This window comes from Streptomyces sp. NPDC048506, assembly GCF_040651315.1.
Taxonomy (GTDB): Bacteria; Actinomycetota; Actinomycetes; order Streptomycetales; family Streptomycetaceae; genus Streptomyces.
This window is the reverse complement of record NZ_JBEZIX010000009.1, coordinates 90,860-106,239: the sequence shown is the minus strand read 5'-3', so window position 1 is coordinate 106,239 and position 15,380 is coordinate 90,860. Positions and strand designations below refer to the sequence as shown.

The window sequence follows — 15,380 nt, the reverse complement described above, 5'->3', positions numbered from 1 at the left end:
TTTAAGTTGCTTTGAGTTCTATGCGCGATCTGGACGATTATGTGAGCGGCAGCTTGCGCATCTTGGCTTCGAGTACCGTCATGTTATGGAACCCGCGGCGCTTATTCCGCTCCGTTCCGCGGAAGATAACCATGTCGATCTTGTGCTTCTTGCAGAGTTCGCATCGACAGTGCTTCCAAGGGCGGTCGACAAGAGTATCCCTGTAGTCGTCAACTTTCTTCAGCTTCTTGGCGTCACCGATGAGAGATTGATAGGCGCGCAAGGCATCCATAACCTCTTCCACGTCAAAGTCCTCGTCGGCTTCATACTGGCGCAGCAATTTGAGGCATTCACGTTCGGCCTTAATGGCTGCCGACTGCGACACCACGCCTGCCAAGATCAGCTTCTTCAGGGTAGGGTTCCCGTCGACCTGGGGAACTCTGATCGCCAGGTATGAGCGGTCGGCGGTGTGGTAGTTATTTCGCTCGTCCATGAAGGCTTGCCGGAATGCTGATGTGCTGTCGAAGCTGGTGACGTGATACTTGACGAAGCGTTCCATGCTGGCGATACGGGTGATTCCGAGAAGATGGAACCCGACACCGCTCTTGCGAACCTCAGAGATTTCTTCGAGGCATGCAAGGATTTCCGGCGTCTTCAGCGGAACCATGCCACCCAGGGCGATCCGCTTGTAGCCCATTTTCTGGAGTTGGGCGACACTGTCCGCATAGCTGGCCGGGCTCCATCCCTGCGCCGCGCCAACCGGTTCCAGATGCTGCTTCTTGTCAGTGACCAGGCGATTGTGACTCTTGGTAGCTTTGATGAATTTTTCTGCCAAGTCGAGCGAAATCTCACGACGGTTTACCCATGTCGCATCAATTTCCTCGTCAGGGGCATCAGGCCGGTAACCGAAGACCACATGGTCGATACTGATTCCTGAGTTGAATCGGCACTCCGTGTAGTAGTGGAGAACATCCTCAATTCTGTACGGGGGATACTCTTCATTGATGTAGTTGAAGGATCCGCAGTCACCGAGGCTTTCCATCGCATCAGGTAGCCCGAAGAAGGTCCTCACTCCGTCTCGGTAGAGCCGGTCCCTCTGAGGGGCGCTGTACTTCCCGGATCCCTTAACTGACCCATCCACGATGGCTTTGCTAACCAGTATCCCGTCGTAGGGCGCGGGCTTTACTGCCTGATGGGCATACAGATCATCTCTCTGGCGGACTCGCTCATCCGGGTACTCATCGTTGATGAAGTCATACCTGGGATAGATCTGATCTTGGCTATCAGGGAAGTAGAACTTCACGACGTGCTCGTCCTCGACTGGAAGTAGATGCGGATCAGAAGGTTCGAGAGAGTGCTGATATGGCGCGGTGTGTTCTGGAGCTCATCCCAAGGTGTGTTGAGCTCAGGCCAGCGCCCCTTGGTCCATCGGCAGTGGGGAGCGATAAGTGCCAGCTCGGCCTTGGCCCTCTCGTAGGCCTCCTGCGAGCCCGGTTCCGCGACTGCCAGCACCCGGTCCATGACTCGGTCCATGAGTCGCCCCATCGACCGGATGCCAACTCCGTGCATGAGGCGACTCTTGGTCGGCGACATGCCCCAGGCGTCCGGGAATGTGTCGCGCACCGCGCTCCAGTAGGTGATGAGGATGCTGCGGATCGTGACGGTGTCGACTGTGCTGTTCGAAAGATTCTTGTACGGGAACAGTGCGCCCGACGGCTTTAGAGATTCCTCAATAGCCGAGATCAGGCTGTTGTCCTTCACCACAGCGTTGGATCGTTTGTCCGTGGTGGTTGACGCCTGCTTGATCAGTCCCTTGAAGGGGGAATCGGCGTCCTGGTTCAGAGCATTCACCAAGACGGAAGGCAGCTTCTTCGCAGACAGCTTCGTCGGGAGTTTGGTGTGCACCTCTGGGAGCAGTTCGGTCACCAGGTTGCCGGGCAGCGGCGACACGGTGTTGACGCGCAGGAACTGGTCTCGCTGCACCTCAATGTCCTCGGCTACGAAGCCGGCCACCGTAACGGGCAGCTTGGACCTCCGGGTACGTGCGAGCGCAAGGCTCCGCTGCTGACCGTCCACGATGAAGGCTGGCCTGGGCGCAGTTGGCGACTCCGGCAGGGGAATCTCCAGCGTCCCGATCGTTGAGAGGCCGTCCGTGCTGTTCGGCCCACGGCTCCCCCTGAACCGCACCGAGGTGGGAAGGGCAAGGATGAGGCCGTTGGGGAACAGCACATTCTCGCTGTCGAGGTATTCCAGGATCTGCTTGACGTGCTGCTTCTTTTCCGGCCTCTGGTACCCGAACAGCCTGCCCGCCTCGTCCCGAGAGATCCGCGCCACATCGGCCACGCGGTCAATCTCTCCCGCTTCGAGCGCAAACACGTACAATGGAATGCCCGGATTCTGCTCGATCCGCAGCGCCCTGCGTCTGATGACGTCTTCTGTCACCGCTCCTCCATAGTCTTCTTGTACAGATTTGCGAACCTGCTCTGCTCGCAGGCTTTGCCGTCATCGCGCAAGGCCCGCAGTAGCCGTGTGCGGGAGACACCTGGCAGCGTCGCTGTCTCCCGCTTAATGAAGACGATCACGTCTTCATCCGACATGGGCTCTCGGTTGTACTTCACTGGCTTCGTGGTGGCTGCCGCCCACTCGCTCCAGGCATTCTGCGTGGCCGGCGATGTGAGCGTGCCGTCTTTGGAGTGCTCGAGCCACGACGCAGCCATGCGCACGTTCAAGCTCGTCAACGTGCCCCCCAGCGCATGGCTCAGCCCGGCATCGGACCGGACCCGGTGAACTCCAGGAACCTCGCGCAAGCCGCCAATGAGCAGCGCCTCGCCCCCGAGAGCGCCAAGGGCCAGGAGTTCCGCCTCCATGGCACTCGCGTAGACCTCGGACAGGACCATAAGTACCGGCCCCCGCTGACCGAGTTCCTGAAGCGTGGCTCGGCCGGTTCCCTCTTGAAGGTGACCCCACCACTGAGCGTTCTCCGCCGCAGAAGTGGCGACAGAATCGGCATGCCGCGTGCTGAACGTTGCCGCATAGGCAGGTGCAGTTTCCGTCTCCGGCTCTACCGGCTGCAGGCCCAGCCCGGCCGACGCCACCCACAGCTGAGTCTTGTAACCCGCGTCCGAGGCCGCCGCCGTCAGTCGACGAGATCGAGTCCAGTGATCACCACGGTAGAGCTCCGTGAGCGAGGGCAGGGCGGACCCGCCGCGTGCGGTCGCGGTCCGGATGCGCTTCTGCCAGTTACTGGCACGTTGCTTCACGCTGCCCTGAGGCAGGTTCCTGGCACACAGAGCCGCGTCCGGCCTATCGACCTTGCGGTCAGTGCACGTAACCACCAGCGATAGTTGCCTCACGCAGCTCGACTCCCGACAGCCATAACTAGTACTTGATGGCGGTTACTCTACCTGCCAGTTATCACGCTAGGCTGCACGCGTACACAAAGGGCTAACTAGGGAGCAAGGCATGGAACGTCCGGCGATCGTTTTGCTGAGCGGCGGTCTGGACTCGACCACGGTGCTGGCCATCGCGAAGGACCAGGGCTTCACGCCGTACGCCCTCAGTTTCCGGTATGGACAGCGCCACAGCGTGGAGCTTGAGGCCGCGAAGCGCGTGGTCGAGGCCCAGGGCGCGGCCCGGCACGTCATTGCTGACATTGACCTGCGAGTTTTCGGTGGCTCCGCACTGACCTCCGACATTGACGTGCCCAAGCACGACTCCCTGGACCACACCGAGGAGGGCGGCGTGCCGATCACCTACGTGCCTGCGCGCAACACGATCTTCCTCTCGTTCGCTCTGGCGTACGCCGAAACTGTCAACGCGAGTGACATCTTCACCGGTGTAACTGCCGTCGACTACAGCGGTTACCCGGACTGCCGTCCCGAGTACATCGATGCCTACGCAAAGATGGCAAACCTGGCGACCCGCGCCGGCGTCGAGGGAACGCAGAAGCTCAAGATCCACTCCCCGCTCATGGAGATGTCGAAGGCGGACATCGTGCGCGAGGGTCTGCGCCTGGGCGTGGATTACTCCATCACCTCCAGTTGCTACGACCCCGACGAGCAGGGGCGTGCCTGCGGTCACTGCGAGACCTGCCTACTGCGTCTGAAGGGCTTCGCCGAGGCAGGTTCCACCGACCCCGTGCAGTACCAGGACGCGTGAGAATGACCTATCTGGTCAAGGAAATCTTCTACACCCTCCAAGGCGAGGGCAGCCATGCAGGCCGCCCGGCGGTCTTCTGCCGCTTTTCACGTTGCAACCTGTGGACGGGACTCGAGAAGGACCGCCACCGCGCCATCTGCCAGTTCTGCGACACCGACTTCGTAGGTACCGACGGCGAAGGCGGCGGTAGGTTCGCCACGCCCGAAGACCTCGCTCAAGCCGTTGAAAACGCTTGGCCTTCAGAGGCCGCCGAACATCGTTTCGTCGTGTGCACAGGAGGCGAACCGCTCCTTCAACTCGACGAAGCAGCCATCGAGGCCTTGCACGCCAGGGGCTTCGAGGTCGCTGTCGAGACGAACGGCACGCGTGTGCCGCCGCCGGGAATCGACTGGCTGTGCGTGAGCCCTAAGATCGGCTCCGAACTCGTAGTCGCCAAGGGAGACGAGTTGAAGCTGGTCTACCCCCAACTGGGTGGTGACCCTGCCCAGTTTGAGGACTTGGACTTCCGCTTCTTCCGTCTCCAGCCGATGGACGGCCCCGACGTAGAGGCCCACACCCGTGCAGTAGTGGACTACTGCATGAAGAACCCGCGCTGGATCCTTTCTCTCCAGACGCATAAATATCTGGGAATTCAGTAATGGAAATCTTTCGCGAGTTCACGTTCGAAGCGGCACACCGTCTGCCGAACGTCCCGGAGGGCCACAAGTGCTCCCGGCTTCACGGGCACTCCTACAAGGTCATCGTTCACCTCGAGGGCCCGGTTGATCCCGATGCGGGCTGGGTCATGGACTTCGGAGACGTCAAGCGCGCCTTCCGGCCGCTCGAAGCGCAACTCGACCACTACTACCTCAATGAGATCGACGGCCTGGAGAACCCGACCAGCGAGGTCCTGGCACGTTGGATCTGGGAGCGACTCCAGCCCAGCTTGTCGGGGCTCACTGCTCTGACGGTTCGGGAAACGTGCACGTCTGGCTGCACTTACCGGGGCGAGTGAGCATGCACGACATCCAGAATGAGACCGACTCGCGCGGTATCGAACTCGACAGGGTCGGTATCGACGGTCTCCGCTACCCCGTGAGCTTCGAGGACGGCTACCTCCGTCAGGAAGGCATCGCGGACTGCGAGGTGACTGTGCGGCTCCAGCACGACCGGCGTGGCACGCACATGAGCCGCATGGTTGCCCTCGTGCACGAGCACCTGCAGAGGTTCGATCCTCGGCAGTTTCCGAGGATCCTTAAGACCGGAGCGGACCTTCTGGATGCTCCCGCCATCACGGTGGCCGTGGCCATGCCCATCAGTACGACCGTCGTTGCCCCGGCGAGTGGCCGTGAATCAAAGCAGGTACACGACGTGCGCCTCGAAGGCCATTGGGACAACGGTGACGTGACGGTGAAGACGGCCGTCACCGCGGAGGTGACAAGCCTCTGCCCGTGCTCGAAGGCCATCTCCGACTATGGCGCGCACAATCAGCGAAGCCAGATCACGCTCACGGTGACCGGCCAGGGTGACACCCCATACCCTCTGCCGGTCCAGAGCGCCGTGCGGTTGCTATCGTCTTCCGCTTCGGCGCCGGTAGTGCCGTTGGTCAAGCGCGCCGATGAACGTGTCCTCACCATGCAGGCGTACGACCACCCAGTGTTCGTCGAGGACATGGCCCGCACAGTCAGCGCCGCCTGCCGAGATCGCGGTCTTCGTCACGCAGTGAGCATCCGCAACCTGGAGAGCATCCACAGCCACGACGCCATCGCCTACGTCGCTGGATAGCCGCCAGGTCTCCGGGAGATCGAGCCACTTGGCTCTCTGGCCCATCCTCTGTGCATCGCACGGAGGATGGGCCAGATTCTTGCTCGCCTGCGGCTACGACCTGCCCATGGGCCCGGCGTCGGCTTGCCTTCCGTAGACTCGATCCTGGCGCGGGGCCGTCGTGGGAGTAGCACCACTTGATGACCCGCAGCCTGCCCGCTCCGCGTACCGTGCTCGGCTACCGCCGTGACGGCCGTCCGATCCTCCCGATTCTCGGCGCCTCCTCCGACGATCCGTCGAACGACGAGGTCACCGTCAGCATCAGCCAGAAGCAACTGAACACGCTGATGGCCCGTGAGAAGGACCAGGGCGGCCGGGCCGCGGTGCGCGATCTGATCGAAAAGCTCGGCTTCTCCAATACTGGCGCGCTTGAGGAGTACCTCGCCGGTGTCCGGCAGGCCGAGCAGGAGCAGCTCTCTGAGGCGGAGCGCCGCGAACAGGCGGTGATCGAACGTGAGAAGGCTGCTGTCGCCCGTGAAGCTGCGGCGCTTACCCGCGAGCGCGACGCTGCCCGCCGAGCCGCCCTCGCCGGCGTTGGGGCAACCGGTCACGACCTGGACGACGCCGTGGCACTCCTGCGCGCCCCGGACGACGCGGACGGCGACGCCCTCAGCGAGGCGGTACAGGAGCTGAAGACTCGCCGCCCCGAGCTGTTCGCCAGCGTCCCCGCAGGTGCCCAGCAGCTTCCTGCAGCTCCTGGCGGCGCTCCTGCCTCGGTCCCGCCGCCGCGCCCCGGCGGCGTCGACCGCAAGCCCGGGTCGGCCGGTCTGGAGATGGCCCGCCGCCGCGGCATCCTCCCAGCCTCCGAGTAACACCGACTGGCCCTGACTGGGGTCAAGTTGGGGACCACGCCCCTGCCTTCCTCCTCGTGGACCGCGCCACCACCGGGTGAGTGCGCGACCGCACCAGCACCACCAGGAGAAGCGGCGTTGATCCAGCCGTACACCACCTCCGTCACGGTGACCGCTGACCGGGACTGGCTCGCCTCCCGGCACGGCACCGACTCCACGGAGACCATCACTCTCGACCTGACCAAGCTCGCCAAGGGCACTCACTACGTCGAGCCGTCCGCGGGCCAGCCGCACGGTTACGTCCGCTCCGGTGTCCCGGTCGGCCGCATCACCGCCTCTGGCCTCTACGGCCCGTACGACCCTGCGGCAAAGGACGGCCGTGAGACCCTCGCCGGCCTCGTATACGCCGAAGCGGCGTTCACGCCCAGCACCACCAAGGTTCCCGCGGCGCTGTTCTGGCACGGCACCGTGAAGACCGCCAAGATCCCCGGCGGCATCGACCCCACGAAGATTGCGTTCAACCCGACGGCCGCACAGATCCGCTTCCTCGGGGCGGTGAGCGCATGAGCGTCGCCGACCTCCTCAAGGGCGTATCCGTCGCCGACCTGACGGTCTACGCCCGCTCCATCCCGACCCCGGCTGACTTCCTCCTCACCCAGTCGGTGTTCGCCGAGACGCAGGTGAAGGACGTGAAGTGGCGGGTCCGACAGTCCAAGCGACGCGTCAACACCGCCTCCTACCGTGCCTTCGACTCGTCCGTACCGTTCGCGAAGCGGCAGGCCGAGTCAACCCAGACCGAGGGCACCCTTCCGGCGCTGGGCCAAAAGCTGCTGATCGGCGAGATGGAACAGCTGCTCCTAGACGCTTCCCGCGGCGCGGACGACGACCGGCTGGTGGAGCTCCTGTACGACGACGTGGAGCGGCACGTCGAGGCGATCCGCTCCCGTCTGGAGCTCGCTGCCGGCGATGTGCTCCTGGACGGCAAGTTCAGCCTGGCTGGCGAGAACGGTCTGACCGTCGAGGTCGACTACGGCGTACCGCAGGCCAACATGCCGACCGCGCCGAAGCCGTGGAGCACCCCGGACGCCGATCCGATCGCGGACGAGCTGCGGTGGATCGACTACCTCGACTCGATCGGCGCACCCGCGCCGGAGATGGTGCTCACCTCCCGTAAGGCGTGGTCGCACCTGGCCAGCAACCAGTCCTACCGGGCGGCTTACTACGGCACGCCGGCTGGCGGACAGACCCCGACTGCGACGCTGAACCCGGAACAGATCAACTCCGTGCGAGGTACCTACGGTCTGCCGCCCGTCACGTTCTACAAGGCTCAGGTCTGGCAGGACGACGTCTCGAAGCGGGTCCTGCCGGATGACCGGTGGATCATGCTTCCGCCGGACCGAGCGAAGTGGGGCCAGACCCAGTACGGCACCACCACCGAATCCCTGGCCCTGTCGCGCGGCACGAACCCCCAGATCGAGCGGGAGGACGCCCCGGGCATCGTCATCACCCGCGACGTCGAGGACGACCCGGTGCAGATCTGGACCAAGGGTGCCGCGATGGCGATGCCGGTCCTGTACTCGCCGGACTGCCACATCACCGCGACTGTCCTGTGAGTTCCGCCGTGAATTCCCTGGGCGTCCTGGTAGCCGCCGTCCACGTCGTCGACCCGGTCGAACGCATCCCCGTGGTGTTGCTCGCCGGCGAGCAGGTCACGGATCCGGCGATCGCCGAGCAGATCACCAATCCGCGCTGCTGGGAGGCCGGACAGCCGCCCTCCCAGGAGTCAGCCCCCAGTAAGTCCGCCCGGAAGGCGAAGCCTGCCTAGGGCCAACCTGCGCGGCGGGGAGGAGCCGAGTCCGCGCTCCTCCCCGCCGCCTCTTTGACAGGAACTGCGTGAACATCGACGTACTGCGCTGGCTTCAAGCCCAGCTCGGACCAGACACCGACGCCGAAGACCTCACGACCCGGTACGAGCGTCTGCGCTCAGCGAAAGCCGTCGCCCTCGAAATCCTGCACGAGCGGATCGCCGCGCTCGTCGCCGAACCGCTGAAAGTCACTGTCAATGGCGTCGCCACCATCGACAACTCCGCCAACGTCGCCGCCCTCGAACGCCGCGCCGCGCAAATCACCGACGAGACCGCACCCGACGATCCGCCCGCCACGGGCCACGACCTCCTCACCACCGTCCAGCTCTGCGCTCGGCGCCGACGGTGAGCACACATCCCTCCCCTGGCAAAGACTGTGATCATGCGAACTCGGTGAGCGGGTCTGTGACGGCTTCCCGCCACCGATCGCGGTGGCCGCTGGCATGGAGTCGGTAGTAGAGCGTCTCCCGCCGCGCATCGTCGGCCGTACCGGCGTGGTCGCCGATGTTGTGGGCGAGGAGGTAGTGAGTGAACAGCACGCTGCCGGCCTTGCCGACTGCGTGCACCGGGTCGCCGAGTTCGATCCGCGGGTACGGGCCAGGGGCCATTTCATCGATCCACTTGAGAGCATCGGCGCCGCGTTCGGCGAGGTACTGCCCGAACCGCAGGTGTGTGCCCGGCCAGAGCCACAGATTGCCGCGATGCGGCTGGCTGTGGTCGGTCAGCCACACCCCGGCCAGCAGGGAGAAAGTGCCGGGGCGGCCGTCGGGCTCGGTTGGTGTTAGCCCGTCGACGTGCGGATGGCCGGGCTGCTGGGGCCACGGCGGGATTGTCGTCGCTACCTGCGCACCTTCCGGCTCCTGAACGGTGAGGTCCGCACGCAGAAGCTGTGCGGCCAGGTCCCCGATTCCCACCTCGCAGTAGAAGTCCAGCAGGGGATGGCCTTGCTTTCCGAAGCGCCGGAACATGAAGTGCGGTCCGGTGTGACCGTCGGCTGGAGGCTGCTTTGCCAGCATCGCGGTAACCAGCTTGTGCCCTACAGCGACCTGCTCGGAGTCCAGGACCTCGGGGATCACCACGAAGCCCTGCTGACGGAACGCTGTCCTCATGCCATCGGTGATGGTCGACATGTCCTTGAGTGCACCAACCAGATGCTGACGCAAGCAACCGGATTACCGGTTGGCACGAGCACGCCTGAACGTGCGTTGGCCCACGCCCAAAACGTATGGCAGCGACAGGGGCAACGGCCCAGGATAGCGACGTGATCCAGATTCGCACCGCTTCTTCAGACGACGTTGCCCAGCTCGCAACCCTCAACCACATCGTTCATGACCTGCACAAACGACACGTCCCGACCTGTTCCTTGCATCCCCCGAACTGGATGCCGTCGAGGCTCACTTCCGAGCTCAGATAGCCGATCCATCAGTCACCGTGCTCCTCGCCGACGGGACGGAAAGCAAAGCCCTCGGATACGCCATCGCCCGAGTCAAAAACCGGCCTGGCAGTGCTCTGACGCACTCAGACGTCATTGTGTCTCTGGATCAAATCGCCGTAGTCCCCGATGCTGCCCGCAGTGGTGTCGGCGCGGCACTACTCGAAGCCGTACGTGAAGTGGGACGCGCGGCAGGCTGCCGACGCCTCGTCACGGACGTCTGGTACTTCAACGAGGGCGCTCGTGCGTTCTACCAAGCCGCAGGCTTCAGCCCAATGAACATGCTCCTGGATCAGCAGCTCTGACTACGAAGCTTGCCCGGCCCGCCCCAGGACCGGGCAACAGCAATCGAGCGAGTGGACCTTGCCCGAACCGACCGATCGACCGACGGCACGAGTTGAAATTGAGTATCGGGCCCACGACATCGACGGCGAACTCAGCGCCGCGAATTGCGGGTCGAGTCACTGGAGAATCGGGGCAGTTCGACTCGTGCGCCCTGCCCAGGCTGAAGGACTTCTCGGCCGACTCAACGCACATCGCACCGTCCTGCACGCGAGTTTCGCGACTGCCTGAACGTGCTTCCGACTGGCGTTTGGCGGTCTACCGAAAGTTACCGTGCGATCAGCTATGGAGATGGAAGCAACAGGCGCCTCTACACTTTGAGTCATGGCACAGAAGATTGTCACCATCTACACGGACGACCTCACGGGCGAAGAGTCCCCTGAGGCCGCAACCCACACCATTTCCATCGACGGCGTGGCCTACGAGATCGACTTGGGCCCCGACAGCTACGACCATCTGATGGAGGCCATGGGTCGATTCTTGAAGGCCGGCCGCAAGACGGGAAGGGCTCGCAAGCCCCGCAGGGCCGCAACCAGTGGTGACGACTCCGCGGCGATCAGGACGTGGGCGAGGGGGAGCGGCTACCAGGTGAGCGATCGTGGGCGGGTACCTGCCGAAATCCGTGAGGCATACGAGAAAGCGAAAAAGTAGGCGCGAGCAGGTGGAATTCTAGATATCAATACGACGGAGGGCTTCGCATTCGGAGCCCTCCGTCGTCTTGTGCTGCTTGAAGCTCCTCAGCCGCTTATGTAGCCGAAGACCACAATCCGGCGGCGGGCCGGATGTAAAGGCGAAATGCCATTACATCGGAAGTCGGGAGATGAGCTCCTCCAGCTGGTCAAGTTCATTATTGAGGGCCGTGGCCTGCTCGGAAGGGAGAATATCCCAGTTCTGGTCGATAGCGACCGAGAAGATGACTTCCACCCCGAAGGCCGCGGACCGGAACTCCTCCAGCCATTCCGCAGCGGGCAGATGCAATTGTGGGGCGAACCCCTCCATGGAGGCCTCCCCGCGATCGGCAAACGAATCCGAGAAGGATATCAGGTCGTCAGCAAGAGTATTGAGCGGCAACTCCTGGCGATCGAAATCTGCCAGGCTACGCTCCACCAGGTGGCGTTGATTCGCCCACCACTCCGTCTCACTGTTCATTGCTTGATGATCCCTCCGGAAACCGTCGCTACACGCCCTGTCTCGGTATTCGTGATAACGGTCATGTTTTCTGCATGATTGTAGTGTGCCGTCGTGTTGGGGGCTTTCCCGGGGACGGCCTCGTCGTTTCTTACCGTATCTTCCACCACGGACGGCATGTACCCACGCTGCTGCATCCGGTCCAAGGCATGGCAATCAAGGCGGCTCGTCAAGATGTTCTGATCGGCGCCCATATGACGCTACAACTCGCTCGACAGCAGGTCCGCACAGCCCGACGAAGGGCGCGGCAATCAGTCCGGCCCCGCTGCTCGATCCGCCAACCCTGACCAGGCAAACACCCGGAACAAGCGGGCCCTGCAACCTGGGGATCGGTGGAAGCCCGGGTCGGGATTAAATATGGGCGCGAGCATGCGTCTGGGCTGGCAGGATCATGCACCATGCCACCCCACCCGCTGCTGGATGCTGAAACCGTCGATGCGTTGGAGCCCTATCTGGAAGAGATAGGCACCGTCTTCCATGCCTTCCGGGAGCAGGACTCCGGCTGTGTGTCTTACGGGGTCGCCATCGGTGGCGAGCGGTGGTTCGTGAAGGGCGCGACCGAGTCGGAAGCGACAACCTCGCTGTGCCGCGCCGTGAAGGTCCATGCCGCCGTCCAGCATCCGGCGATCGTGCCCCTCCAACACTCCTTCGACATCGCTGGTGGACTGGCTCTCGTCTACCCATGGGTAGACGGCACAGTCCTGTACCACCCCACCGTCTCCCGCCACGGCGGCCGCACTGCTCCCGACAGCCCGATGGCCCAGTTCCGCAGACTCCCGGTCCCGGTCATCCTCCGGGCCCTAGATGTTCTGTCCGGGGAGGTTGTGGACGGTGAGACAGGTCTCGGCTAAGAGATCTTGAAATGGGTGAGGGCCTTCTGGCCTGGTGTGGATTGCGAGATCTGCACCGGCGACCAGAAAGGCCCTCGTGCCCCACCGTAATGCACCCCTGACCGAGACCGGACGGCTGCGTCTGGCCCGCTGCGTCGTTGAGGACGGCTGGCCCCTGCGCCGGGCGGCCGAGCGTTTCCAGGTCTCACCCACAACCGCTCAGCGCTGGGCCGGCCGCTACCGCCTCTTCGGCCAGGCCGGTATGACCGACCGCTCAAGCCGCCCACATCACAGCCCACGGCGCACCCCGACCCGGACCGAGCGGCGGATCATCAAGGTGCGACTGGCCCGCCGTTGGGGACCGGCCCGCATCGCGCATCTGCTGGGCCTGGTGCCCTCGACCGTGCACCGCGTTCTGTCCCGCTTCGGCCTGGCCCACCTGACACATCTCGACCGGGCCACCGGCCGTGTCATACGCCGCTACGAACGCGACCGGCCAGGCGAACTCGTGCACGTCGACATCAAGAAGCTCGGCAACATCCCCGACGGCGGCGGCCACAAGACCCTGGGCCGGCAAGCAGGCCGCAAGACCCGCTCAGCAGTCGGCTACAGCTACATCCACACCGCCGTCGACGACCACTCCCGCCTCGCCTACAGCGAAATCCACGCAGACGAGAGGAAGGAAACCGCCACCGCCTTCTGGACCCGGGCCCAGGCGTTCTTCACCACCTGCGGCATCGCCGTCGAACGGGTCTTGACCGACAACGGATCCTGCTACAAGTCCCACACCTGGCGCGATGCCCTCGCAGCAGCCGGGATCACCCACAAACGCACCCGGCCCTACCGGCCGCAGACGAACGGCAAGGTCGAACGCCTCAACCGCACCCTGCTGGAAGAGTGGGCCTACGCACGTCCCTACCGCTCAGAGCAGGAACGCCGCGACGCCTTCCCGCAATGGCTGCACACCTACAATCACCACCGCGGCCACACCGCGCTGAAAGGCCAACCACCCGCCAGCCGCGTCCCCAACCTCACAAGGCAATACACCTAGACCAGGTCCTCGATGCGCACCTGGCCGTCGAGGCGGCGGGGCTCATCGCTGTCGACTTCTACGACGGCTGCCTGCTGTACGACTTCGAATCCGACCACATGGCGCTGTGCGACTTGGACGAGTATCGACCGGGCCCGTTCATTCTGGAGGCCGATCGACTGCCGGGGTCGAGGCGCTTCATGGCCCCTGAGGAGTTCACCAGGGGCTCGACCGTCGATATCCGAACGACCGTGTTCGTGCTCGGCCGGGCGCTGCGCCTGCTGCTGGATGCAGGCGATGACGAGCAGGAATGGCGCGGTTCGCCGCCACAGTTGGAGATCATTGAGCGTGCCACTGCCAGCGATCCTGCTTACCGGTTCGCCTCGGTTGAGGCTCTAGTGCAGGCATGGCGTGGCGCAAGCAGTGTGCGCAGTTGATCTCTCTACTGTCGTGGTGAGACGAAGCAGCGCCTTGTCTGTCATTCGCGCCTGCGCGGGCGGTCTCGACGCGATCAACGTTCACAGGAGGCAACGGACAACAGCTCGCCCGCACAGGGGTGCAGTCGACCATGGGGTAGACCAGCGCACATCCACAGCCTGTGGACAGTTTCGGCGACCGGTCGTTGCGTACGAACGGTGAGGCATGTGTACGACGGCTCGCCCGAGTGTCTGAAGAAACGACATGCGTGACACGTTCTGGATGCCGATAGTGGGTGCATGGATCCGGTTATCGTTGCCCGCGCCGTGGTAGAGGAACGTCATCCTGCCGCTCGAGCGGCATTTCTGGGGGGCAGTGTGCTGACGGAGCACCGCACGGCCTTGTCCGACCTGGACATCGTGGTGCTGTTGCACGGTCTGCCGGCTCCGTACAGAGAAAGCCTCCAGTACGGCGCTTGGCCCGTGGAGCTCTTCGTGCACACCGAAGTGACCTGGCACGCATTCGTAGACCGGGAAATCCGCAAGCGCCGGTCCCCCCTGCTGTGGATGTGCGCGGACGGCGAGCTGCTCTTCGACGTGGATGGGCGCGGTGTGAGTCTGGCTGCCGAAGCCAGGAAGCTGGCCCTCGCGGGTCCACCTGCGACGACAGTGGAGGAGATCGAGGACTTCCGCTATGCGATCACGGATCTCCTGGACGATCTCGCTGGGTGTACCGATCAAGGTGAGCGGCTGTTCATCGCCTCAGAGCTAGCGAGACGGACGGGCGAGTTGGCGCTGGCACTCGAAGGGGCGTGGGGTGGCGGCGGGAAGTGGCTGGCACGTCGCCTTGAGGCCGCAGCACCTGGACTCAACGCGCGCCTGCACCACGCTGTCCGTGGGGCGTTGAATGGGCAGACCGATGCCCTTACTGGTGTCGTCGACGACATCCTGGCTCGGGCTGGCGGACGATTGTGGGCCGGGTATCGGCGCGGTGGAACTCCGTGACGGGCGGGACGGGCTGCGGTGTAGGCCCATCGGCACCGTAGGCGGCTCGCCGGCTCTACCGTGGAACGATGGCTGAAGCTGTGGAGGGTCGGGCTCCGTTCCAGGTGTTGGTGCTGCCGTACCGGCAGACTGAGGGAGGGCTGCTCTACGCCTTGTTCCGCCGCTCGGAGGGCGCCTACTGGCAGGGAGTGGCTGGTGGTGGTGAGGCGGGAGAAACACCGCTACAGGCCGCCAAGCGAGAGGCAGCCGAAGAAGCTGGCCTAGCCGGCAACTTCGAGTTCATCGAACTGGATGCGCGGGCGACGATTCCAGTGGTGAGTGTCACTGGCGAGTTCACGTGGGGGCCGGAGGTCTTGGTGATTCCCGAGCATGCCTTCGGTGTCCGAGCCAACGCAGCAACGTTGGCGCTGTCCAGCGAGCACACCGAGTACAGCTGGCTCACCCTCAACGAGGCAATGTCGGCGGTGCGTTGGGACTCCAACCGCACAGCGTTGTGGGAACTTGACCACCGTCTCCGCCGCAGCTAGGTGCCCCGAGAGAC

General features: G+C 64.0%; 21 protein-coding genes. 16 read left to right on the top strand and 5 right to left on the bottom strand.

All coding sequences use genetic code 11. From position 1 onward, the window contains the following. Nucleotides 1–37: 37 nt before the first annotated feature. The 3 genes from dpdA to AB0C96_RS09620 are packed head-to-tail and all read right to left on the bottom strand — an operon-like array spanning nucleotide 38 to nucleotide 3,239. Complete coding sequence (dpdA, locus tag AB0C96_RS09630; RefSeq protein WP_362915429.1) at nucleotides 38–1,282, bottom strand: tRNA-guanine transglycosylase DpdA; 1,245 nt, start codon at nucleotides 1,280–1,282, stop codon at nucleotides 38–40. Continuing rightward, nucleotides 1,279–2,421: a DGQHR domain-containing protein DpdB gene (gene dbpB / locus AB0C96_RS09625; RefSeq protein ID WP_362915427.1), complete on the bottom strand. Its 1,143-nt coding sequence runs from the start codon at nucleotides 2,419–2,421 to the stop codon at nucleotides 1,279–1,281. The genes dpdA and dbpB overlap by 4 nt, the downstream gene beginning before the upstream one ends. Continuing rightward, entirely contained in the window at nucleotides 2,418–3,239 is an 822-nt protein-coding gene (locus AB0C96_RS09620; protein ID WP_362915425.1) for a hypothetical protein, read from the bottom strand. The genes dbpB and AB0C96_RS09620 overlap by 4 nt, the downstream gene beginning before the upstream one ends. A 202-nt stretch (nucleotides 3,240–3,441) precedes the next feature. On the opposite strand from AB0C96_RS09620, the gene queC reads away from it, so the two are divergent. The 9 genes from queC (at nucleotide 3,442) to AB0C96_RS09575 (ending at nucleotide 8,945) form a co-directional block, all read left to right on the top strand. Continuing rightward, a complete protein-coding gene (gene queC / locus AB0C96_RS09615) occupies nucleotides 3,442–4,137 on the top strand; it encodes a 7-cyano-7-deazaguanine synthase QueC (protein ID WP_362915423.1) in 696 nt (231 codons plus the stop codon). Nucleotides 4,138–4,139: 2 nt separating this feature from the next. Continuing rightward, complete coding sequence (gene queE, locus AB0C96_RS09610; protein WP_362915421.1) at nucleotides 4,140–4,775, top strand: 7-carboxy-7-deazaguanine synthase; 636 nt, start codon at nucleotides 4,140–4,142, stop codon at nucleotides 4,773–4,775. Next, complete coding sequence (queD, locus tag AB0C96_RS09605; RefSeq protein WP_362915419.1) at nucleotides 4,775–5,131, top strand: 6-carboxytetrahydropterin synthase QueD; 357 nt, start codon at nucleotides 4,775–4,777, stop codon at nucleotides 5,129–5,131. The genes queE and queD overlap by 1 nt, the downstream gene beginning before the upstream one ends. 2 nt (nucleotides 5,132–5,133) lie before the next feature. After that, nucleotides 5,134–5,901, top strand: a complete 768-nt coding sequence (locus AB0C96_RS09600) for a GTP cyclohydrolase I FolE2 (RefSeq protein ID WP_362915417.1) — start codon at nucleotides 5,134–5,136, stop codon at nucleotides 5,899–5,901. Nucleotides 5,902–6,080: 179 nt separating this feature from the next. Continuing rightward, nucleotides 6,081–6,752 (top strand): hypothetical protein, encoded by a 672-nt coding sequence (locus tag AB0C96_RS09595; protein ID WP_362915416.1) that lies wholly within the window; start codon nucleotides 6,081–6,083, stop codon nucleotides 6,750–6,752. A 117-nt stretch (nucleotides 6,753–6,869) separates the two neighbouring features. Continuing rightward, complete coding sequence (locus tag AB0C96_RS09590; protein ID WP_362915414.1) at nucleotides 6,870–7,298, top strand: head decoration protein; 429 nt, start codon at nucleotides 6,870–6,872, stop codon at nucleotides 7,296–7,298. After that, a complete protein-coding gene (locus AB0C96_RS09585; protein WP_362915412.1) occupies nucleotides 7,295–8,344 on the top strand; it encodes a major capsid protein in 1,050 nt (349 codons plus the stop codon). The genes AB0C96_RS09590 and AB0C96_RS09585 overlap by 4 nt, the downstream gene beginning before the upstream one ends. Before the next feature lie 8 nt (nucleotides 8,345–8,352). Then, the gene (locus AB0C96_RS09580) at nucleotides 8,353–8,556 is read left to right on the top strand and encodes a hypothetical protein (protein ID WP_362915410.1); all 204 of its coding nucleotides are present in this window, start codon (nucleotides 8,353–8,355) and stop codon (nucleotides 8,554–8,556) included. Between the two features lie 68 nt (nucleotides 8,557–8,624). Beyond that, a complete protein-coding gene (locus tag AB0C96_RS09575) occupies nucleotides 8,625–8,945 on the top strand; it encodes a hypothetical protein (RefSeq protein WP_362915408.1) in 321 nt (106 codons plus the stop codon). 31 nt (nucleotides 8,946–8,976) lie between these two features. Here AB0C96_RS09575 and AB0C96_RS09570 read toward each other — a convergent pair whose 3' ends face one another. Continuing rightward, nucleotides 8,977–9,726: a phytanoyl-CoA dioxygenase family protein gene (locus AB0C96_RS09570; RefSeq protein WP_362915406.1), complete on the bottom strand. Its 750-nt coding sequence runs from the start codon at nucleotides 9,724–9,726 to the stop codon at nucleotides 8,977–8,979. 226 nt (nucleotides 9,727–9,952) lie between these two features. On the opposite strand from AB0C96_RS09570, the gene AB0C96_RS09565 reads away from it, so the two are divergent. Together AB0C96_RS09565 and AB0C96_RS09560 are read left to right on the top strand one after the other, a co-directional pair. Continuing rightward, nucleotides 9,953–10,333 carry a GNAT family N-acetyltransferase gene (locus tag AB0C96_RS09565; protein ID WP_362915596.1) on the top strand — a complete coding sequence of 127 codons (381 nt, stop codon included), beginning with the start codon at nucleotides 9,953–9,955 and terminating at the stop codon, nucleotides 10,331–10,333. 361 nt (nucleotides 10,334–10,694) lie between these two features. Next, on the top strand, nucleotides 10,695–11,021 hold the full coding sequence (locus AB0C96_RS09560) for an Lsr2 family protein (protein WP_362915404.1): 327 nt from the start codon (nucleotides 10,695–10,697) through the stop codon (nucleotides 11,019–11,021). Between the two features lie 150 nt (nucleotides 11,022–11,171). On the opposite strand, the gene AB0C96_RS09555 is transcribed toward AB0C96_RS09560, so the two are convergent. Next, entirely contained in the window at nucleotides 11,172–11,519 is a 348-nt protein-coding gene (locus AB0C96_RS09555; RefSeq protein ID WP_362915402.1) for a hypothetical protein, read from the bottom strand. A gap of 437 nt (nucleotides 11,520–11,956) precedes the next feature. On the opposite strand from AB0C96_RS09555, the gene AB0C96_RS09550 reads away from it, so the two are divergent. From AB0C96_RS09550 to AB0C96_RS09530, 5 genes are all read left to right on the top strand, one after another. After that, a complete protein-coding gene (locus AB0C96_RS09550; protein ID WP_362915400.1) occupies nucleotides 11,957–12,409 on the top strand; it encodes a hypothetical protein in 453 nt (150 codons plus the stop codon). A gap of 76 nt (nucleotides 12,410–12,485) precedes the next feature. After that, nucleotides 12,486–13,439 (top strand): IS481 family transposase, encoded by a 954-nt coding sequence (locus AB0C96_RS09545; protein ID WP_362915398.1) that lies wholly within the window; start codon nucleotides 12,486–12,488, stop codon nucleotides 13,437–13,439. 98 nt (nucleotides 13,440–13,537) lie between these two features. After that, nucleotides 13,538–13,855: a hypothetical protein gene (locus AB0C96_RS09540; protein WP_362915397.1), complete on the top strand. Its 318-nt coding sequence runs from the start codon at nucleotides 13,538–13,540 to the stop codon at nucleotides 13,853–13,855. Nucleotides 13,856–14,134: 279 nt separating this feature from the next. Beyond that, entirely contained in the window at nucleotides 14,135–14,839 is a 705-nt protein-coding gene (locus AB0C96_RS09535) for a nucleotidyltransferase domain-containing protein (RefSeq protein ID WP_362915395.1), read from the top strand. Between the two features lie 68 nt (nucleotides 14,840–14,907). Next, on the top strand, nucleotides 14,908–15,366 hold the full coding sequence (locus AB0C96_RS09530) for an NUDIX domain-containing protein (protein WP_362915393.1): 459 nt from the start codon (nucleotides 14,908–14,910) through the stop codon (nucleotides 15,364–15,366). Nucleotides 15,367–15,380 lie beyond the last annotated feature (14 nt).